The sequence below is a fragment of the Sinomonas terrae genome (assembly GCF_022539255.1).
Taxonomy (GTDB): domain Bacteria; phylum Actinomycetota; class Actinomycetes; order Actinomycetales; family Micrococcaceae; genus Sinomonas; species Sinomonas terrae.
The window spans coordinates 801129-819499 of record NZ_JAKZBV010000001.1 but is presented as its reverse complement, the minus strand read 5'-3'; the positions used below and the strand labels follow the sequence as shown (position 1 = coordinate 819499).

The following is an 18371-nucleotide window of genomic DNA, read 5'->3' as shown; positions in this document are numbered from 1 at the left end:
TCGGGAAGGAACCGCATGAGCCTGGACCCCGTCCTCAAGGCGCTCGCCGCTGCGCTCGCCTCGGAGGGCCCCGCCGTCGAGTTCGGCCCGAGCGGGACCCGTTCGGAGGCCTGGCGCACGTGGCGCCCCACGGCAGCGGCGGAGTCGCTGCCCCCGGGCACCGCCGTCGTCGTCCGCACGTCAGGTTCCACGGGCACCCCGAAGGCGACGGCGCTGACCGTCGATGCGCTCGCGGCGTCCTCGATGAGCACCGCGTTCGCGCTGCACGGCGAGGGTCAGTGGCTGCTCGCACTGCCCCTCGAGTACGTCGCGGGGGTACAGGTCCTCGTGCGGTCGCTCTTCGCGGGGACCCGGCCGATCGAGATGGACCTCGAGGGCGGATTCACGCCCGAGCACTTCGAGGCGGCCGCCGCGGAGCTCACTGATCCGATCCGCTTCACGTCCCTCGTGCCGACCCAGCTGCGGCGCCTGCTCGAGGACCCTTCGCCGCGGCTCGCCAAGCTGCTGCGGCGGTTCAACGCCGTCCTGATCGGCGGAGCCCCCATCCCGCCGGGGCTCCTCGAACGCGCGAGCGAGGCCGGCGTCAAGGTCGTGACCACTTACGGCTCGGCCGAGACGTGCGGCGGGTGCGTCTACAACGGCTTCCCGCTTGAGGGCGTCTCCGTGCGGCTCGTGGAGGACGGCCGCATTCGGCTCGGCGGCCCCGTCGTCGCCGCCGGCTACATCGGCGACCCCCAGCTCACCGCGGCGCACTTCGTCGAGGAGGACGGCGAGCGCTGGTTCGTCACCTCCGATCTCGGCGAGCTCACCGCTGAGGGGCAGCTTCGCGTCCTGGGAAGGGTCGACGACGTCGTCATCACGGGCGGCGTCAAGGCCTCCGCCGCGCGCGTGGCGGCTGAGCTGGAGGCGGTCGACGGCGTGCGGGAGGCTTTCGTCGCCGGCGTACGGGACGCCGAGTGGGGGCAGGCCCTCGCAGCTGCGATCGTCCTCGAGGGGACGGGCGACGTCGCGACGCCGGTCGGGCGCGATCTCGCGCTCGGCACCGTGCGGGCCGCCGCCGTCGAACGCTTGGGCCGACTCGCCCCCAAGACCTGGCTCGTGCTCGACGCGCTGCCGCTCCTACCCAACGGCAAGCCGGACCGGCAGGCGCTCGCGCTGGTCCTCACGCGCGCCCACGTCGCGCAGGGACCTCCTGCCTAGCCGCCGCTCTCGCCCAACATCGACTCGCCCATCACATCAACACCCTCAGGAACACTCGTGGCAACTACCGCCCAGTGGATCCACGGCGCCCGCCCGCGGACCCTCCCCATGGCCATCGCGCCGGTCATCGTCGGAAGCGCCGCCGCCTACGGCCTCGGCTCGTTCAGGCCGCTCAACGCGCTCCTCGCGGCGCTCGTCTCCGTCATGCTCCAGGTCGGGGTGAACTACGCCAACGACTACTCCGACGGGATCCGCGGGACGGATGACAACCGGGTGGGCCCATTCCGGCTCGTGGGCAGCGGCGCCGCGGCGCCCGGCGCAGTCAAGCGGGCCGCGTTCCTCTCGTTCGGGGCCGCCGGGCTGTTCGGGCTCATCCTCGTCGCGCTCTCGGGCACGTGGTGGCTCATCATCCTCGGAGCCCTCTCGGTGCTTGCCGCATGGGGCTACACGGGAGGCAAGCGGCCCTACGGCTATCTCGGCCTCGGGGACCTGTTCGTGTTCGTGTTCTTCGGCCTCGTCGCGACCCTCGGCACGACCTACACTCAGGCGCTCACGCTCAACGCGTCGGCATGGGCTGGTGCGGTGGCGACGGGCCTCATCGCGGACGCGCTGCTCATGGCGAACAACGTCCGGGACATCCCGACCGACCGCATCGCGGGGAAGCGGACTCTCGCCGTCCGGCTCGGCGACAGGGCCGCGCGGCGCTCGTACCCGGCGATGGTGGGCGTCGCGATCCTCGCGGCCCTGCTCCTCGCGCCGTCGAACCCGTGGATGCTGCTCGTGCTCGTCCTCGTTCCGGCGGCTGCCGGGCCGTCGCGGACCATGCTCTCAGGGACGGCTGGACCGGGCCTCATCCCCGTCCTGCAGCAGACAGGCTTCATCAATTTGGGCTTCAGCGTGCTGTTCGGGGTGGCTGAGGTGCTCGGCCGGGCGTAGCTCCGGCCTACGGCCCCTCCGCCCCTCTGGGCAATCAGGCCTCGTTGTTGGTCCGCTTCTCTTTGGCGGAGTCATGCTCAGGGAGCTCCGGGTACTCTTCGTCGACGCGCTGGGCCTCGTCGATCGCGTCCTCGGCCTCGGCGTCCTCCTCCTCGACGGAGGTGTGGACCTTCTTGCGGCCGCCGAAGACGTCGCTGACGTCAGAGGCCGCCGCGTTCCTCTGCCCGCGGAGGAAGAGGAAGCTCACCGCGAACGCGATGATGCACGCGTAGACCGCCGAGAGCACCCCACCGATCCCGAGCAGCATGAAGACAGCGAACGGGACCACGAAGAGGGCTGCACGGACAAGGGAATACTTCAGGAATGCCACTGGTCAAGTTTACTAAAATGGATCCATGGCCCGCCTTCTGCCCGTCATCGCCATTCTGGCCGCCTGGCTCTACGCGATGGTGGACTGTGCGATGGCGGATCGCCAAGCGGTCCGCGGCGGCCTCCCCAAGGCTGTCTGGTTCCTGATCACAGTGCTCCCCGCCCTCGGAAGCGCGCTCTGGTTCATCTTCGGGCGCCCGCGCCGGGGTTCGCCGCCCAAGGCCGGTGGAAGCGGAGGGGGTCGCCGCCCCATGGCGCCCGACGAGGACCCCGACTTCCTGCGCGGCCTCTAGTTCCTTCCCCCGCAGCGCTACTTCTGAGCGCTGCTGATCATGTTGTCCGCGTCGGTCTTGAACGCCGCCGCCGCGTCCTGGGCGCTCGCGCGGCCGAAGAGGACATCGGTGACGTGGCGCCCGAGGGCGTTGGCCGCGCTGCTCGAGCCCGTCGGTGGGACGGCGGGCGGCTGGCCGAGCTCGGGCTTGATCTCGGTGAGGAAGTCGAGAGCCGCCTTGTCCGTGGGAGTGAGCAGGGGCTTGATCGCGTCCTGAATAGACTGCGACGTCGAGAAGCCGCGTTCGGTGGTGATGATCTTCGCGACGTCCGGGCTGTTGACGAGGTAGTCGATGAACGTTGCCGCCTCTGCCGGGTGCTTGGACCGGGACGAGGCCGACCAGTACATCGAGGGCTTGTAGAAGAGGCCGTCATCCTGCGGCTTGCCGTCCTGGCTGGGGACGCGGAGGAGCTTGATGTCGCTGCCCGTGGCCTTCTCGAGGGCGCCGAGCTGGTTCGTCCACCAGAAGGACATGCCCGTCTTGTTCGTCGCTGCAAGCGTCTGCTCGACGGCTGCACCGGTGTCCTCCTGCGCGACGCTCGCAGGCGGAGCCGCCTTCGCATCGAGGAGCTTCTTCTGGAACGCGATGAACGAGGCCACGCCGTCGACCGTGAAGCCGGTCTTGCCGTCCTGCGTGTAGAGCTGCTCGCCGTGCTGGCGCAGCCAGATGCTCAGGTTCTGATCAGTGATGCCGTAGGACGAGCCGTAGTTGCCCGCGCCCGCGGCGAGCGCCTGCGCCGTCTTCAGATAGTCGTCCCACGTCCACTTCGTGTCATCCGGGATCGGCACGCCCGCCTTCTGGAAGACCTTCACGTTCGCGAAGACCGCAAGGGCATTCTGGCCGGTGCTGATGCCATAGAGCTTGCCGTTGTACTGGCCCGCCTTGACGGTGTTCTGATCGAAGGCAGAGAGGTTGAGCTGGCTCTGGTTCGAGAGGTCGAGGAGCGCGCCGCGGCCGCCGTACTCGGCGATGTACGCGAGGTCCATCTGGATCACGTCCGGGGCGTCATTCGCGGCGGTCTGGGTCGCGAGCTTGTCCCAGTAGCCCGACCATACCCCGGGCTCGGCTTGGATCTTGATGTTCGGGTGGGCCTTCTGGAAGGCGTCGATCACCTGTTGCGTCTGCTTGTTCCGGACGTCGTTGCCCCACCACGAGAAGCGGAGTGTTACGGAGCCGTCGGGGTTCTTCCCGCTGTTGGTTCCGCAGCCCGCGAGGACCCCCACTGCTGCGGTTCCGGCAAAGAGCTTGAGCGCCGATCGGCGGGTCAGAGTCGTCATTGTCTCTCCATGGTCTCGAGGGCGGAGCATTGCCTGAGAAATCGGTTTCTGGTTTCACTGAGTATGTCCGAGGTCACATTCAGCGTCAAGGCCTAAGGAAAACGCATTCCACCTGATATTGCAAGGGTGGCCTCATCCCTTGACGTGGCCCGGCCACCGCCCTATCTTGGCGTGAAAGCGCATTCCAAGGCAAGGAGGATCGCCCCGTGTCCAGTGCACATCCCGCACCGCAGCTCACCAGCGGAGCAGCGTCTATGAAAGGTTTCATGACATGAGCGCGCTTGCCGAACTCGGCACCCTCGGCAAGAAGAAGGGTGGGCGCGGCAACGACGCCGGCGCCACCGCCGGCGGTGCAGCGCCGAAGGGCCCGCGGGCGACGGCCTCGAAGAAGGACAACCGCGCCGCGTTCGTCTTCCTGGCCCCGTGGATCGTGGGCCTCGTGTGCATCACGATCGGGCCGATGGTGATGTCCCTGTACCTCTCGTTCACGGACTACAACCTGATCCAGGACCCGAACTTCATCGGGCTGGACAACTTCACCCGCATGTTCGGCGACGGCCGGTTCTGGAACTCGCTCGGTGTGACCCTCACCTACGTCATCGTCGGCGTCCCGCTCCAGCTCGGCCTGGCCCTCGCGGTCGCGATGGCCCTGGACAAGGGCCTGAAGGGCCTGGCGTTCTACCGCTCGGTCTTCTACCTGCCCTCCCTGCTGGGCTCCTCGGTGGCCGTGGCGATCCTGTGGAAGCAGATGTTCGGCACCTCCGGGCTCGTGAACCAGCTCCTGGCCATGGTCGGGATCCACGGCCCAGGCTGGATCTCGGACCCGAGCACGGCCCTGGGCAGCATCATCCTGCTGCACGTGTGGACCTTCGGCTCGCCCATGATCATCTTCCTCGCCGGTCTCCGGCAGATCCCCACGATGTACTACGAGGCCGCCGCCGTCGATGGTGCCGGCCGCGCGACGCGCTTCCTGAAGATCACCCTGCCGCTGCTGAGCCCGATCATCTTCTTCAACCTCGTCCTGCAGATCATCGGCGCCTTCCAGTCCTTCACGCAGGCGTTCATCGTCTCCGGCGGCACCGGCGGCCCGTCCGACTCGACGATGTTCTTCACCCTGTACCTCTACCAGCGCGGCTTCGGCCAGTTCGACATGGGCTACGCCTCGGCCATGGCCTGGGTCCTCCTGATCATCGTCGGAGCCTTCACCGCCATCAACTTCTACGCATCGAAATTCTGGGTGTTCTATGACGACTGAAGCAGCCCCGCACACCGCACGCCGCGTCACCGCCGACGACGGCACCCGGGCCCCCGCCGCCGTCGTTCGCTCCGGACGGTCCCCGGCCAAGGGACCGCGCCGCCCGCGCCCCTCCCGCGGCGACCTTGCGTTCACGCCCGGCCAGCGGGCCAAGAGCGTCCTGAAGCACGCCGCCCTGATCGCGGCTGCGATCGTGATGATCTACCCGCTGCTGTGGATGATCGTCTCCTCGTTCCGCCCCAGCGACGACGTCTTCCGCGCCCCCGGCCTCTGGCTCACCCAGGCCCACCCGGAGAACTACGCCAACGGCTGGAACGCCCTGACCTCCCCGTTCGCGACCTACCTGCTGAACTCCACCATCGTGGTCCTCGGCGCCGTCGTCGGGAACCTCGTCTCCTGCTCGATGGCCGCCTACGCGTTCGCCAGGCTGAACTTCTGGGGCAAGAAGTGGATGTTCGCCGCCATGCTCGTCACGATCATGCTGCCCATCCATGTCGTGATCGTGCCGCAGTACATCCTGTTCTCCCAGCTGGGCTGGATCAACACCTTCGCGCCCCTGATCGTGCCCAAGTTCCTGGCCACCGACGCGTTCTTCACGTTCCTCATGGTCCAGTTCATCCGCGGCATCCCCCGCGAGCTCGACGAAGCCGCCCGCATCGACGGCGCAGGCCACCCTCGCATCTTCCTGCGCGTGATCCTGCCCCTCATGACCCCGGCCCTGGCCACCACGACCATCTTCACGTTCATCTGGACCTGGAGCGACTTCTTCAGCCAGCTCATCTACCTCACGTCCCCCGACGTGTTCACCGTCCCCGTTGCCCTCCGGGCCTTCGTCGACGCCCAGTCGAGCACCGACTGGGGAGCCATGTTCGCCATGTCCGTCGTCTCCCTCCTGCCCGTCTTCATCGCCTTCCTCATCGGCCAGAAGTTCCTCATCAAGGGCATCGCCACCACCGGCATCAAGTAGACCCTCCGGCGCCCGGAAACACGTCACGAGCCCGGAAACACGTCGCGCCGTCACCTCTGCAGGGTTCACACCCTGCAGAGGTGACGGCGCGAGTTTTTGGTCGGGGCGTCCCGGAGCCGTTGAGACTTTAGGACGTCGTGAGACTTTAGGACGTCGTGAGACTTTAGGACGCCGGGAGACTTTAGGACGCCGGGAGACGACGTCGCGAGACCTTAGGACGTCGGGAGACCCGCGTACGAGTGCAGGCCCGAGAAGTACATGTTCACGACCGTGAAGTTGAAGATCACGCAGAGGTACCCGACGATCGAGAGCCACGCGGCGCGAGTCCCGGTCCAACCGCGCGTCGCACGGGCGTGCAGGTAGGCCGCATACACGACCCAGATCACGAAGCTCCACACTTCCTTCGTGTCCCAGCCCCAGAAGCGGCCCCACGCCTTCTCGGCCCAGATCGAGCCGAACATGACCGTGAGCGTCCAGCCCACGAACGCGATCGTGTTGATGCGGTAGCTGAGCGCCTCGAGGGTGAGGGCGTTCGGCACGAGCCCGAGGAATCCGCCCCGGTCCAGGCCCCCGGCCGCAATCTTCGACTCGCGGCGGGACTGGACGAGCTGGAGGATCCCCATCGAGAAGGTGAGGGTGAAGAGTGCCGAGGAGAGCACGGCGATCGAGACGTGGATCATGAGCCAGTAGCTCTGGAGGGCCGGGACGAGGTGCCCGACGGGGGTCCAGAACGCGACGGCAGCGGCCACCATCATGATCACGGCGAGGCCGAGCACGAACGTGCCGAGGAATCGGAGATCGCGCTTGATGAGCGTCAGGAGGAAGACGGCGACCACGAGGAACGCGCCGGTCGTGCAGAATTCGTACATGTTGCCCCACGGCACGCGGTCCGCCGCGATGCCGCGCGTCACGACGCCTGCTCCGTGGATCACGAGGCCGATGATGCTGATCGCAACACCCACACGCGCCGCGTTGCGGCGGGTCGTGTAGCCGAGGCCGGAGTCGGCCACCGTGGCGATTCGAGACGAAGCGGCGGACGACGACGCGACCCGGCTTCCGGCGTCGCCCGCACCTCCCGCGGCAGCCGACGCCCCGGCCATCACCGGAACCTTGGCCGCCTTGCTCTCGGCGAGGCGGCCGGCGTCGCGCTGCCCGGTCTTGCCGCTCGTCGCCATGTCCCACGCGAACGCGAGGAAGGCCACGACGTACGTCCCGGCAGCAAGCAGCATGAAGAGTTCGCTGTAGGAGCCGAGGGTCTGGTTGAGAGGCATCACATGTCCTTCTCTGAGGTTGACTGAGTCCTATTCTGCGCCTGCACCGCTCCTCGTGGAGCGCCGGGTGCCGGGTCGGCAACATTCCAGGCCTTCGCGAGCGCGGCCCGAACGGCCTTGCCCTCCCCTGCGAGGCCGTGGTCCTCACCACGGGCCAGGAGCCCGTACTCGACCATGGTGCGTCCGTCCTCGTGGTCCCCGAACCGCAGCCACAGGCGGCGGCGCGGCACGAAGAGCGAGGCGATGAGGCCGGCGAGGGAGAACAGGGCGAAGCCGAGCGCCCACACCTGCCCCGGGTTGTGATGGATGTCGAGCGCCACGTACCGCTTGAGTCCGTCGAAGCTGATGGAGCCCTGCCCGTTGGGCAGCGTATAGGACTGCCCCGCGTTCAGGACGATGCCCTTCGTCGGCAGGTTGGGCCCGTTGAGCTGCTTGAGCTTCGAGACGTCAAGCGCGTACACGCTCTGCGGCGCGCCCTTGTCGAGGCCGAGGTTGCCCACGTACGAGTTGAGGTTGAGCTGCGGAGCCAGTGGATCCGGATCCGCGCTGTACGCGACCCCGTTCGAGTCCTTGACCGCCGTCGGAAGGAAGAACCCGACGAAGCCGAGCTGGGACGGCTTCGCGTCCGGCGCCTTGACCACCATCGTCGACGTGTAGACGGTGTCGGTCGGAAGCGACGGGATCGGGCCCTGGTAGGCGATCTTGCCGTCGCCGCCGCGGACAGTCACGACGGGCGCGTAACCGTTGCCGACGAGGTAGACGTCCGTGCCACCGATGCTCAGCGGATCGTTGACCTTGAGGTCCTGCGTCTTGGCGGCGCCGTCCGGGGAGTCCTTCGTGGTGAGGTGCGCCGTGAAGTCGAGCGGCTGGCCGAAGTGGCCCGGCGAATCGCGGTCGTAGACGACGTCGAACTTGTCGAGCTGGATCGAGTATGGCGCGAGCCACGAGGACTGGAAGTCTGTCCCTGGGTTGAACTGGTCGTACCCGACGAGCGTGTTCACGAATGTGTCGCCCTCGACGAGGGTCCGCTGCCCGCTGTAGCCGAACAGGACCCCGATCGCGACGGAGATGAGCACGCCCACGAGGCCGCTGTGGAAGCAGAGGTTGCCGAGTTCCCGGAGATAGCCCCGCTCGGCCCCCACCGAGGCGAGGGCCGCCTTGCCGCCGGGGCCGCCGTCGTCGGACGCCGGACGCAGGTCGACGCGGTAGCCGCGCTTCTTGAGCGCCGCGGCCGCCTGCCGGGCTGCCTCCTCGGCGCCCAACTGCTGCTCGGACGGGACCACCAGGGTGCCGTAGACGGGCAGGCGCGAGAGCCGCGCGGGCGTCCGTGGCGGCTTCGAGCGCCAGGCCTTCCAGTGGGCGATCGCGCGCGGGATCACGCAGCCGATGAGCGAAATGAACAGCAGCAGGTAGATCGCCGAGAACCAGGCGGACGAATAGACGTCGAACATCTGGAGCTTGTCGAGGATCGGGCCGTAGTCCGCGTGGTCCTTGAGGTACTGCGTGACCACCGACGGGTTGACGGGCCGCTGCGGGAAGAGCGACCCCGGCACGGCGGCCACCGCGAGGAGGAGCAGCAGGAAGAGGGCCGTCTTCATGCTCGTCAGCTGGGTCCATGCCCAGCGCAGCATCCCGAGGAAGCCAAGCACCGGAAGCGCGATGTCATCCCGCTTCCCCTGCCGCGCCTTGCGCGGTTCCTTCGGGGTCTTCTCGTTTTCAGTCTTGAGGGTCATCAGATGGGCAGCCTCACGGTTCCGATCCAGATCTGCAGCTGGGAGATCCACTGGCTCCACACTCCGGAGACCATCAGCACGCCGATCAGGATCAGCATGCCGCCGCCGAAGGCCTGCAGTGCCCGGCGGTGACGTTTGAAGAATTTGAGCGCGCCCATGCCCCGGCGGAACGCTAGCGCAATGAGCAGGAACGGCACTCCGAGTCCGAGGCAGTACACGAACGTGAGGAGCGCGCCCTTGTAGGCGGTGGCGCCGTTGGTGAACGCGAGGAGCTGGACCGCGGCCAGGGTCGGTCCGATGCACGGAACCCAGCCGAGGCCGAACGTCACCCCGAGGAGCGGGGCGCCCCACAGCCCGGCGGGCGCCTTGGCGTGCACGCGCGCCTCGCGCTGGAAGATCCCGAGGCCTCCCATGAAGACAATGCCCATGAGGACGACGACGATGCCCAGCACGCGCGTGAGCCACGACGACGAGATCGCGAGCCACGCCCCAAGCTGCCCGAACACGGCGCCCGTCGCGACGAACACGGCGGTGAAGCCGAGGACGAACAGCCCGATTCCGGACACCATACGGCCACGCTTCTGCTTCTCGAGGTCCACCCCGGTCAGACCGGTGACGTACCCGAGGTAGCCGGGAACGAGCGGGAGGACGCAGGGCGAGACGAACGAGACGAAGCCGGCGAGGAGTGCCACCGGCACCGCGAGCAGGAGTGAGCCATTGAGGACCGCGTCGCTGAAGCTGTTCCCACCCACGCTACTCGGCCGCCGCCGTCTGGATGAGTGCCTTGAGCGTGCTCTTGTCGAGCTCGCCCAGGATGCGCGCAGAGACGCGGCCCTGCTTGTCGAGCACGAGGGTCGTTGGCACGGCCCCGGGAGGCACGACGCCGGAGACCGCGAGGAGCACGCGACCATTCTGGTCGTTGAAGCTCGGGTAAGGCATGGCGAACGTCTGCTCGAAGGCCTCGGCCGTGCCCTTCTCGTCGCGCAGGTCCACGCCGTAGAAGATCACGCCCTGGGACGCGAACTCGTCGTGCAGCTCCTTGAGCGACGGGGCCTCGACGCGGCATGGGGCACATGCGGCGAACCAGAAGTTGAGCACCGCGACATGGCCGAGGAGGGTCTTGGAATCGACCGTTTTGCCGTCGTAGAGCGTTCCCGTGAAAGTGATCGGGGGCTTGCGCTGGTCCTTCGCGTACTCCGTGACGGAGCCGTCGCCGGCCACGTAGTTCTTGTCGTCGCCCGCGCGGGCTTGGGCGGCCAGGGGATCGTTCGACGCGCAGGCCGAGAGGGCGGCGACGGACAGCGCGGCCGCCGGAACGGCGGCGGCGAGCCGGAGGAAGCGGCGGCGGGTGGGATCTGGTGCAGTCATAATCCTCAAGCCCCCGGGGTCGTCGCGGCACCCGGCAGAAGGGCGGCGGCGGGCTCGGCGTAGCGGAGCGAGACGACGGCGCCGCTCGCGGTGTCGACTGTCAGGCTCGTGAGCGACGCGAGGGTGCACTCGCGCATTCGGGGGTCATGCCAGAGCGGGCGCCCTTGGACTTTGAGCCGCGTGACCCAGATGGGGAGCTGGTGGGCAACGAGGATGGCTTCGGCGCCGTCGCCCCCGCGGTCGACGGCGATGCGCGCCGCGTCCGCAACGGCGGCGAGGACGCGCCCCGCCTGCTGCTCGTACGGCTCGCCCCAAGACGGCCGGAAGGGGTTGACGAGGTAGCGCCAGTGGCGCGGCTTGGCGAGCTCGTTCCGGTTGACCCGCAGCCCCTCGAAGCGGTTCTCCGCCTCGATGATCCGCGGCTCGGGCGCGATCTCGAGGCCAAGGATCGCGGCGGTCGGAGCCGCCGTCTCCTGAGCACGCGTGAGCGGCGACGCGGCAAGATAGACGATCCGCGCGCCGTCGTGCGCCCGCTCGGCGAAGTATTCGGCGACGCATTCCGCCATCTTCCTGCCGCGCTCGGAGAGGTGGAACTCCGGGAGCCGGCCGTACAGCACGCCGGCGGGGTTGTGGACCTCGCCGTGGCGCAACAGATGGACGGTGGAAGAAGGCATGGCATCCAGTTTCTCAAATGGTTGAGGCTGCGGGAAATCGTCCGGCACTCTGAGCTGCAGACAGCCGAGTGCGCCCGCTCGAACTCATTCTACGAGAAGTAGAACTACTCTCCGTTCCCGTGAGTTAGCTGTGAGATCACCCACAGGGGGTGGCAGAACATGCATTTGCATGGATAAGATGGCTTCATTGATTGACACTTCAATCACTTACTGGACCTCGACAACCCCAAAGGAGATCGCCATGACCGTTCCCTCCGGCATCACTCCCGGCATCTGGACCCTCGACGTCGCGCACAGCGACATCGCCTTCACCGTCCGCCACGCCGGCATCAGCAAGGTCCGCGGCCGGTTCACCGACGCCGTCGGCACCGTCAACGTCGGCCACAGCCTCGCTGAGACCCACGTTGAGGCGAGCATCAAGACTGCATCCTTCGACTCCGGCGACGCGAATCGCGACGCCCACGTCAAGGGCGCCGATTTCTTCGACGTCGAGGAATTCCCCGAGATGACCTTCGTCTCGACCGCCATCGAGCACAACGGCGAGTCCTACGACGTCACCGGCGACCTCACCATCAAGGGCGTCACCCAGCAGGTCACGATCGAGACCGAGTTCAACGGCGTTGCCGTCGACCCGTTCGGCACCACCCGCGCCGGAATCTCCGGAGAGACCACGATCTCCCGCAAGGAGTTCGGCCTCACGTGGAACGCTGCCCTCGAGGCGGGCGGCGTGCTCGTGAGCGACAAGGTCGTGATCTCCCTCGACCTCGCCTTCACGGCACCCCAGGCCTGACCCCTGACGGCGTAGCGAAGCCCCGCCCGAGCAACCGCTCACTGGGCGGGGCTTCGTCGCGTCAGAGGGAGGATTGCGGCAAGAATTCCGTGGAGATCTCGGCCCCGAATATCCGAGCTTTTGCGGGGTCCCTGCCGGTATGGTGGGCATTGCGGGGACGGAACAGTGGCCGCTCCGTATTCGCCGAGCGGAGGACGAGCCATGAGCAACCCCCAGCAGCCCGAGGGCCCGCGGGACGATGACGCGGGACGCGAGAGCGCGGGACCTGAGGGAACCGGATCTGAAAGCGCGGGAACTGGGAGCGCGGGAACTGAGGGAAGCGCATCCGAGAGCGCGGGAACTGGGAGCTCTCGACCCGAGGGAACGGGAACCGAAAGCACAGGGACCGGCGCCGAGGAGCCGAGGCCGGCGCCTCGCTTCGGGCAGTATGCCCCCGGCGCCCAGACTCCGGAGCCCGGGCACCACGCGCAGCAACCGCCCCAGTACGGGCAGCCGTCCCAGTACGGGCAACCGCCGCAGTACGGGCAACCCTCTCAGTACGGGCAGCCGCAGTACGGGCAACCCCAGTACGGCCAGCCTCCGCAGTACGACAAGGCCCCCCAATACGGCCAGCCTTCCCAATACGGCCAAACTCCCCAGTACGGCCAAACTCCCCAGTACGGCCAAACTCCCCAGTACGGCCAGAGTCCGTACGGCCAGGCTCCCTACGGCTCGCCCGGGTCGGGCTCCTTCGGCTACGAGACCCCGCCGCCGAGTGCCCAGCAGTCGGCCGTCACGATTGTCTTCTGGCTCATCATCGCGACTGCCATCGTCGAGGTGCTCGTGGGCATTTTGGGCCTCGCGGTTACCTCGAGCCAGATCGGCACGCTCCAGAACATGTACTCACAGGAGGCGACAAGGCCCCCGCTCGCACCGGATAGGGTCCGTAGCCTCATCCTGACGTTCCTGTGGGTTCTCTTCGCCGGAGCGGTGATCAACGCCATCGTGCTCGCGGTTTCCGCTGTCTTCCTCAGGAGAGGGCGCCGCTGGGCGCGCGTACTCGCCACCGTGTTCCTCGCCCTCGCGATCCTGAGCTTCTTCGGCGCCGGGCTCTTCTCGCTCATCACCATTGCGCTCGCGATCGCGTCGATCATCCTCCTGTTCCGCCGGCCGGTCTCTGCGTTCCTCGACAACCAGAACCAGTTCAACAACCCCTATTCCGGCCCCCCGCGGTCCTTCGGAAACCCCTATGGGCAGTGAGGCGGTGAGCCACATGACTCAGAGTCCGCACTCCGGCCCCTGGCCCAGCCAGCTCCCGACAGGTGCGTTCCCGGGGATGCCCGGCCCGCGGCGCTTGGAGCGGCCCGGCACGGTCAATGCTGCCTTCTGGTGCCTCATCGCCTCAGCGGTGCTGCCGCTTCTGGCTGTGCCGGCGCAAGCGCAGATCGCGCAGAACAGTGTGAACACGACGCTCGCCGAAGTCGCCATCCGCTCCCGCCAGTCCCTCCCGCCGGGCCTGGCTGAGCAGATCCAGGGCATGATCGAGCCGACACTGTGGGTGACCACGCTGGTCTTCGCCGCAATCGGGATCCTCATAGCCTTCGGAATCCGCTCGGGGCGCAACTGGGTCCGGATCCTGCAGACGGTCTTCGCCGCCCTTTCCGCGCTGAGCGCGCTCTTGGGCATCATCTACCTGTTCGCCCTCGCGCCGATCATGGTGAACCAGTTCTTCTCACAGGCGCCGCTCTACCTCTTGAGCGCTACGACGACCACCGCCTACGTGGTGGCGACCGTGCTCGAGTGGCTCCCGCCGTCGAACTTCTACTTCGCAACCGCCGCCGCGGCACGGAGGGGCTACATCCGCTAGCCGCGCCGCCCGCCCTCTCGCTAGGGGGCGGTGCCCGCCGCTGGCTCGCCGTGCTCGTTCTCGCCGGTCTGGCCGCCCGCCTCGCCGCGCTGCGCGTGGTAGGCGAGGATCTGCAGCTCGGTCGCCATGTCCACCTTGCGGAGGGTCACGCCGCGGGGCACCTGCAGGATCGTCGGCGCGAAGCTGAGGATGCTCCGGACGCCAGCAGAAATCACCCGGTCGCAGGCCTGCTGCGCGGCTGATCCCGGCAGGGCCAAGACGGCCATATTCGCCCGTGTGCGGCGGAAGATGGCCTCGAGGTTCGCCGCGTCCGTGACGCGGAGCCAGCCCACCTCGTTGCCGATGATCTCCGGGTCCGTGTCCAGCAGCGCGACGACCTCGAAGCCTCGCACCTCGAAGCCGCCATACCGGGCTAGGGCACGGCCGAGGTTTCCCGCGCCGACGATCGCGACTCGCCAATCGCGGGTGAGTCCCAGCGCGGCCGAGAGGTGCTGCAGGAGGTTGTCCACTTCGTAGCCCACGCCCCGGGTGCCGTAGGAGCCGAGCTGGGAGAGGTCCTTCCGGAGAGTAGCCGAACTCACCCCAGATGCCTCGGCGAGAGCATCGGAGGAGACCCGCTCAATCCCTTCCGCGACGAAGCCGTTGAGCGCGCGGAGATAGACGGTGAGCCGGGCGACGACGGCACTCGGCAACCGTTTCGCGGGCGCCTCACCCGTGACGCCCTCAGGCGACTGCGCGTGAGACGTCACTGCATCATTCCTTCCGCGACCGTTCCTAGGCCCGACTCACTCTAGGACCGTGCTGCTCGCCAGCCAAAACGACAGTTGCCAAAGCGTCAGCCCTGCTCCGTCCGGGAAGCGGCAGCGAGCGTGCGGCGAAGTCGTGCCTCATCGATCTTCCAGAAGTCCCGCTGCACGCCATCCACGAGCACCACCGGAACCTCCTCGGCGAAGCGCGCGGCAAGATCTCCGTCGTCGTCAATGAGCCGCTCGCTCCAAGAGGCGCCGATGTCCGCGGCAACCCTGCCCACGACGTCGCGCGCTGCCTCGCACAGATGGCACTCGCGACGGGTGACCAGAACGATCTCGGGGGTGTGCATGCCTCCACGGTAGCGCGGTGCCCCTCCGGTGTTGACTACACTCGGACCATGCCCGCCCAGAAGTACGCGTATGCCTCGGCGCGCCCGGCTCCGCAGGCGCGGCCTACCGAGGCGGCGTTCTTCGACGTCGACAACACCCTCATGCGCGGCGCGAGCCTCTTCCATGTGGGCCGGAAGATGTACGAGCGCAAGGTCTTCACCCTCCGCGACGCGGCGGGGTTCGCGTGGAAGCAGTTCACGTTCCTCCTCCGGGGCGAAACCCTCGAAGACGTGCACTCGATTCAAAGCTCAGCCCTCGCGCTCGCGGCCGGCATCCGGGCCGAGGACGTCGCAACCGTCGGGTACGAGGTCTATGACGAGATGATCGAATCCCGGATCTGGCCCGGCACGAAGGCGCTCGCTGAGCAGCACCTGCGCGTTGGGCGGCGGGTGTGGCTTGTGACGGCGACGCCCATCGAGATCGCGTCCGTCATCTCGGAGCGGCTCGGGCTCACAGGCGCGCTCGGCACTGTCGCGGAGATCGAGAACGGCGAGTACACCGGGCGGATCGTGGGCCACATCCTGCATGGCAAAGCCAAGGCGGAAGCGGTGGCCGAGCTCGCGGAGCGGGAGAGCCTGGACCTCAAGCGCTGCTGGGCCTACTCGGACTCGCACAACGACATTCCGCTGCTCAGCCTCGTGGGCCATCCTGTGGCCATCAATCCCGACGCCCGCCTCCGCCACCACGCGAACACGCACAACTGGCCCATCTACGACTTCCGGGCGGGCCGACGCGCCGCGACCCTCGGCCTCAAGCTCGCGACCCTCGGCGGTGCGGTCTACGGACTCTGGCGCAGCTACACGCGCTTCCGACGCTAGCCGCCCTCCTTGCCGTTTCGGCTACAGATATCCCTCCCCCTGGCCGTCTCGGGTACAGATATTCCTCCCCCGGGCCGTCTCGGGTACGGATACCCTCCCCCTGGCCGTCTCGAGTACGAGGAGGAGGGAGTTGGCGTACCCGAAATGGAGAAGGTGGGCGGCGCTCCAGCCCCCAGCCTTCTCCAGCCCCAGCCTTCGCCAGCCCCTGCTTTCTTTAGCCCCCAGCGAACTGGGCCCAGATCGCGAGTATGCCAGCCGCCCCCATGATGCCCGCCGTCACCCAACCGACAGTGTTCGACAGCCGGCCGTTGGTCCGCTTGCCCATAATCGCCCGGTTCCCGGCAATCAGAAGGACGACGACGAGGAACGGCGCCGCGGCGATGGCGTTGAGCATCGCCGAGAGGACCAACAGGGCAATGGCGTCGGTGAACATCGACGCCAGAATCGTGCCGACGATGAGCCCGGCGAGCAGCAGCCCATAGAAGAGCGGAGCCTTGCGCGGACTGCGGTCGAATCCCCAGGCCTTTCCGGTGAGGCCGCTGATGCCGATGCACGCTGCCGACGCGAGGACCGGAACGCCGAGCAGCCCCGTGCCGATGAAACCGAGCGCGAACACCGCTCCCGCGAGCGGTCCGGCGAGCGGCTTGAGCGCTTGGGCGGCGTCGGCGGCCGAACTGATATCTGTGGGATGCCGGCCGATCGTCGCGCCCGTGGCGACGATGATCGCGAGCATCACCACCACCGAGACGGTCATCCCGGTCACGACGTCGATACGCTGCTGCCGCCGGCGCCGGATCGCCTTGAAGTCGGGAATGTCCGTGTCCGCGGCCGGCTTGTCACCGTGCTCTGGGCGGGCTCGCATCTCCTCGATGCGTTGCCCGCTTTCCCAGAAGAACAGGTAGGGGGAGATCGAGGTGCCGAACACGGCCGCGACAAGTCCCCAGAACTGCACCCCAGGCTGCAGCCGCTGGAAGGTCATCCCGGCGAGGACCTCTCCCCATTGCACGCCGGCGAGGAACATGACGATGACGTACGCGAACAGAACGAGACAGAGCCAGACGAAGATTTTGGAGACAAGCTTGTACGAGCCGGTCATCAGCAGCACGGCTAGTCCCAAGCCTGCAATTGGAGCCCATACTTGGGAGGGCCCGGCGCCGAGCAACTCCATGCCCTTGCCGACGGCCATGAGGTCCGCACCGACGTTCACAACGTTGGACACGAGCAGGCACAGCAGCAGGAAGCCAACGACGAGCTCCCCGCCCCTGCGGAAGCGACGCCGGGCGAGTCTGCCGAGCGTCTGGCCCGTCGTGGTGGCCGTCCTGTCGCACATTTCCTGGATGCCGATCATCATCGGCAGCACGACGGGCGCCGTCCAGGTCACGGCGAACCCGTACTGCGCGCCAGCTTGCGCATAGGTCGCGACGCCTGAAGGGTCATCGTCCGCCGATCCGGTCACGAGACCTGGGCCGAGGGCCTTGAGCCACCCTCGCCAGCCGAGCCGGGAAGGCGTCTTCCTAGCGCGCTCGCGCGTTGTTCCCATGAAGCCCTCCCGTCGGGTTCAGGGGCTACCGGGCAGCTGCTTAGCCCGCCTTCTTCGTCCCTGAGAGTGATACCCGCGGTACCACCTGCCAACCATCGGCTGGGTTCTGACGTGGGCGGTATGGGTTGGCGTACTCGAAACGGCCTGAGGAGGGAGTTGGCGTACCCGAAACGGCCTGAGGAGGGAGTTGGCGTACCCGAAACGGCCTGGGGAGGGAGTTGGCGTACCCGAAACGAAGAAGAGGCCCGTCCCCCAAGAGGGGACGGGCCTCGTTCCACCAGACCTCAAGCGAGGCGGCGCCTTACTTCTTGTTGCGGCGCTGGTGACGGGTCTTGCGAAGCAGCTTGCGGTGCTTCTTCTTGGCCATGCGCTTGCGGCGCTTCTTGATAACTGAACCCACAGAAGTTCCTTACAGTAACTTGGTGCACCGGGCCGCTGGCCGGGGCGCCGTGGGGGCCGCTGGCAACCAACTGCTGGTGACGTGACGTAAAACGTTCCTGAACAGAATACAGCACCGAATAGGAGCCCTTGACAGGCAGGCCCGCGGTCAGGGACCTCAAGCGGTCTCGGTATTCCCGTCCACGGTCGAGCGTCGGACGAACTCCTCGACAGCAGCCTCGGGCACACGGTACGAGCGCCCAAAGCGTACGGCGGGCATCTCGCCGGAATGGACGAGGCGGTACACGGTCATCTTCGAGACACGCATGACCGCCGCGACCTCCGCAACCGTCAGGAAGCGAGTGTTCGCGAATTCCCCCGAACCAGCCATCTTCAGTTCCTTGCTCGCCGTCGACGCAATCCCCATGAGGCCCGCTCGACGGCGTGACTGTCGGTACCCTCACTTGTGCATGTGCTA

The 18371-nt window shown here is 67.5% G+C and carries 21 protein-coding genes; 9 read left to right on the top strand and 12 right to left on the bottom strand.

Annotated elements, in window-relative coordinates; translation table 11 throughout:
- Positions 1-15 precede the first annotated feature (15 nt).
- On the top strand, positions 16-1200 hold the full coding sequence (locus L0M17_RS03785; protein ID WP_241051378.1) for an AMP-binding protein: 1185 nt from the start codon (positions 16-18) through the stop codon (positions 1198-1200).
- Between the two features lie 57 nt (positions 1201-1257).
- On the top strand, positions 1258-2136 hold the full coding sequence (locus L0M17_RS03780) for a 1,4-dihydroxy-2-naphthoate polyprenyltransferase (RefSeq protein WP_241051376.1): 879 nt from the start codon (positions 1258-1260) through the stop codon (positions 2134-2136).
- Positions 2137-2170: 34 nt separating this feature from the next.
- Here L0M17_RS03780 and L0M17_RS03775 read toward each other — a convergent pair whose 3' ends face one another.
- Positions 2171-2506: a DUF4229 domain-containing protein gene (locus L0M17_RS03775; protein WP_241051368.1), complete on the bottom strand. Its 336-nt coding sequence runs from the start codon at positions 2504-2506 to the stop codon at positions 2171-2173.
- Between the two features lie 25 nt (positions 2507-2531).
- Here L0M17_RS03775 and L0M17_RS03770 point away from each other — a divergent pair, with 25 nt between their 5' ends.
- On the top strand, positions 2532-2798 hold the full coding sequence (locus tag L0M17_RS03770; RefSeq protein WP_241051367.1) for a PLD nuclease N-terminal domain-containing protein: 267 nt from the start codon (positions 2532-2534) through the stop codon (positions 2796-2798).
- A gap of 17 nt (positions 2799-2815) precedes the next feature.
- Here the strand turns inward: L0M17_RS03770 and L0M17_RS03765 are convergent, their stop codons facing one another.
- Positions 2816-4114: an ABC transporter substrate-binding protein gene (locus L0M17_RS03765; protein ID WP_241051366.1), complete on the bottom strand. Its 1299-nt coding sequence runs from the start codon at positions 4112-4114 to the stop codon at positions 2816-2818.
- A gap of 271 nt (positions 4115-4385) precedes the next feature.
- On the opposite strand from L0M17_RS03765, the gene L0M17_RS03760 reads away from it, so the two are divergent.
- Together L0M17_RS03760 and L0M17_RS03755 are read left to right on the top strand one after the other, a co-directional pair.
- Positions 4386-5369, top strand: a complete 984-nt coding sequence (locus L0M17_RS03760; RefSeq protein ID WP_241051365.1) for a carbohydrate ABC transporter permease — start codon at positions 4386-4388, stop codon at positions 5367-5369.
- Positions 5359-6336, top strand: a complete 978-nt coding sequence (locus tag L0M17_RS03755; RefSeq protein ID WP_241051364.1) for a carbohydrate ABC transporter permease — start codon at positions 5359-5361, stop codon at positions 6334-6336. Before L0M17_RS03760 ends, L0M17_RS03755 begins: the two co-directional genes overlap by 11 nt.
- A 212-nt stretch (positions 6337-6548) precedes the next feature.
- On the opposite strand, the gene ccsB is transcribed toward L0M17_RS03755, so the two are convergent.
- The 5 genes from ccsB to L0M17_RS03730 are packed head-to-tail and all read right to left on the bottom strand — an operon-like array spanning position 6549 to position 11382.
- Positions 6549-7607, bottom strand: coding sequence for a c-type cytochrome biogenesis protein CcsB (ccsB, locus tag L0M17_RS03750; protein ID WP_241051362.1), 1059 nt, complete (start codon positions 7605-7607; stop codon positions 6549-6551).
- Complete coding sequence (resB, locus tag L0M17_RS03745) at positions 7607-9340, bottom strand: cytochrome c biogenesis protein ResB (protein ID WP_241051360.1); 1734 nt, start codon at positions 9338-9340, stop codon at positions 7607-7609. The genes ccsB and resB overlap by 1 nt, the downstream gene beginning before the upstream one ends.
- Positions 9340-10092, bottom strand: a complete 753-nt coding sequence (locus L0M17_RS03740; RefSeq protein ID WP_241051359.1) for a cytochrome c biogenesis CcdA family protein — start codon at positions 10090-10092, stop codon at positions 9340-9342. Before L0M17_RS03740 ends, resB begins: the two co-directional genes overlap by 1 nt.
- Position 10093: 1 nt before the next feature.
- Positions 10094-10708 carry a TlpA family protein disulfide reductase gene (locus L0M17_RS03735; RefSeq protein ID WP_241051357.1) on the bottom strand — a complete coding sequence of 205 codons (615 nt, stop codon included), beginning with the start codon at positions 10706-10708 and terminating at the stop codon, positions 10094-10096.
- Positions 10709-10713: 5 nt separating this feature from the next.
- Positions 10714-11382, bottom strand: a complete 669-nt coding sequence (locus L0M17_RS03730; protein ID WP_241051355.1) for a histidine phosphatase family protein — start codon at positions 11380-11382, stop codon at positions 10714-10716.
- 241 nt (positions 11383-11623) lie between these two features.
- Here L0M17_RS03730 and L0M17_RS03725 point away from each other — a divergent pair, with 241 nt between their 5' ends.
- From L0M17_RS03725 to L0M17_RS03715, 3 genes are all read left to right on the top strand, one after another.
- Positions 11624-12172 carry a YceI family protein gene (locus L0M17_RS03725; protein WP_241051353.1) on the top strand — a complete coding sequence of 183 codons (549 nt, stop codon included), beginning with the start codon at positions 11624-11626 and terminating at the stop codon, positions 12170-12172.
- A gap of 201 nt (positions 12173-12373) precedes the next feature.
- Positions 12374-13411 (top strand): hypothetical protein, encoded by a 1038-nt coding sequence (locus L0M17_RS03720; protein ID WP_241051351.1) that lies wholly within the window; start codon positions 12374-12376, stop codon positions 13409-13411.
- A 13-nt stretch (positions 13412-13424) separates the two neighbouring features.
- Positions 13425-14018: a hypothetical protein gene (locus L0M17_RS03715; protein ID WP_241051349.1), complete on the top strand. Its 594-nt coding sequence runs from the start codon at positions 13425-13427 to the stop codon at positions 14016-14018.
- 20 nt (positions 14019-14038) lie between these two features.
- Here L0M17_RS03715 and L0M17_RS03710 read toward each other — a convergent pair whose 3' ends face one another.
- Together L0M17_RS03710 and L0M17_RS03705 are read right to left on the bottom strand one after the other, a co-directional pair.
- A complete protein-coding gene (locus L0M17_RS03710; RefSeq protein ID WP_241051347.1) occupies positions 14039-14767 on the bottom strand; it encodes a redox-sensing transcriptional repressor Rex in 729 nt (242 codons plus the stop codon).
- A gap of 86 nt (positions 14768-14853) precedes the next feature.
- Positions 14854-15117 (bottom strand): glutaredoxin family protein, encoded by a 264-nt coding sequence (locus L0M17_RS03705; protein WP_241051346.1) that lies wholly within the window; start codon positions 15115-15117, stop codon positions 14854-14856.
- A 48-nt stretch (positions 15118-15165) separates the two neighbouring features.
- Between L0M17_RS03705 and L0M17_RS03700 the strand changes: the two genes are divergently transcribed.
- Complete coding sequence (locus tag L0M17_RS03700; protein ID WP_241051344.1) at positions 15166-15975, top strand: HAD family hydrolase; 810 nt, start codon at positions 15166-15168, stop codon at positions 15973-15975.
- Positions 15976-16189: 214 nt separating this feature from the next.
- On the opposite strand, the gene L0M17_RS03695 is transcribed toward L0M17_RS03700, so the two are convergent.
- From L0M17_RS03695 to L0M17_RS03685, 3 genes are all read right to left on the bottom strand, one after another.
- Positions 16190-17515: an Nramp family divalent metal transporter gene (locus L0M17_RS03695; RefSeq protein ID WP_241051335.1), complete on the bottom strand. Its 1326-nt coding sequence runs from the start codon at positions 17513-17515 to the stop codon at positions 16190-16192.
- A gap of 301 nt (positions 17516-17816) precedes the next feature.
- Complete coding sequence (locus tag L0M17_RS03690) at positions 17817-17915, bottom strand: 30S ribosomal protein bS22 (protein WP_003792170.1); 99 nt, start codon at positions 17913-17915, stop codon at positions 17817-17819.
- Between the two features lie 156 nt (positions 17916-18071).
- Positions 18072-18284 (bottom strand): helix-turn-helix domain-containing protein, encoded by a 213-nt coding sequence (locus L0M17_RS03685; RefSeq protein ID WP_043124759.1) that lies wholly within the window; start codon positions 18282-18284, stop codon positions 18072-18074.
- Positions 18285-18371 lie beyond the last annotated feature (87 nt).

Bases quoted from the DNA above. Each gene is read 5' to 3' on its own strand.
- L0M17_RS03785 (WP_241051378.1), top strand. From the start codon at position 16: ATGAGCCTGGACCCCGTCCTCAAGGCGCTCGCCGCTGCGCTCGCCTCG.
- L0M17_RS03770 (WP_241051367.1), top strand. From the start codon at position 2,532: ATGGCCCGCCTTCTGCCCGTCATCGCCATTCTGGCCGCCTGGCTCTAC.
- L0M17_RS03765 (WP_241051366.1), bottom strand. From the start codon at position 4,114: ATGACGACTCTGACCCGCCGATCGGCGCTCAAGCTCTTTGCCGGAACC.
- L0M17_RS03760 (WP_241051365.1), top strand. From the start codon at position 4,386: ATGAGCGCGCTTGCCGAACTCGGCACCCTCGGCAAGAAGAAGGGTGGG.
- L0M17_RS03755 (WP_241051364.1), top strand. From the start codon at position 5,359: ATGACGACTGAAGCAGCCCCGCACACCGCACGCCGCGTCACCGCCGAC.
- ccsB (WP_241051362.1), bottom strand. From the start codon at position 7,607: ATGCCTCTCAACCAGACCCTCGGCTCCTACAGCGAACTCTTCATGCTG.
- resB (WP_241051360.1), bottom strand. From the start codon at position 9,340: ATGACCCTCAAGACTGAAAACGAGAAGACCCCGAAGGAACCGCGCAAG.
- L0M17_RS03735 (WP_241051357.1), bottom strand. From the start codon at position 10,708: ATGACTGCACCAGATCCCACCCGCCGCCGCTTCCTCCGGCTCGCCGCC.
- L0M17_RS03730 (WP_241051355.1), bottom strand. From the start codon at position 11,382: ATGCCTTCTTCCACCGTCCATCTGTTGCGCCACGGCGAGGTCCACAAC.
- L0M17_RS03725 (WP_241051353.1), top strand. From the start codon at position 11,624: ATGACCGTTCCCTCCGGCATCACTCCCGGCATCTGGACCCTCGACGTC.
- L0M17_RS03720 (WP_241051351.1), top strand. From the start codon at position 12,374: ATGAGCAACCCCCAGCAGCCCGAGGGCCCGCGGGACGATGACGCGGGA.
- L0M17_RS03715 (WP_241051349.1), top strand. From the start codon at position 13,425: ATGACTCAGAGTCCGCACTCCGGCCCCTGGCCCAGCCAGCTCCCGACA.
- L0M17_RS03705 (WP_241051346.1), bottom strand. From the start codon at position 15,117: ATGCACACCCCCGAGATCGTTCTGGTCACCCGTCGCGAGTGCCATCTG.
- L0M17_RS03700 (WP_241051344.1), top strand. From the start codon at position 15,166: ATGCCCGCCCAGAAGTACGCGTATGCCTCGGCGCGCCCGGCTCCGCAG.
- L0M17_RS03695 (WP_241051335.1), bottom strand. From the start codon at position 17,515: ATGGGAACAACGCGCGAGCGCGCTAGGAAGACGCCTTCCCGGCTCGGC.
- L0M17_RS03685 (WP_043124759.1), bottom strand. From the start codon at position 18,284: ATGGCTGGTTCGGGGGAATTCGCGAACACTCGCTTCCTGACGGTTGCG.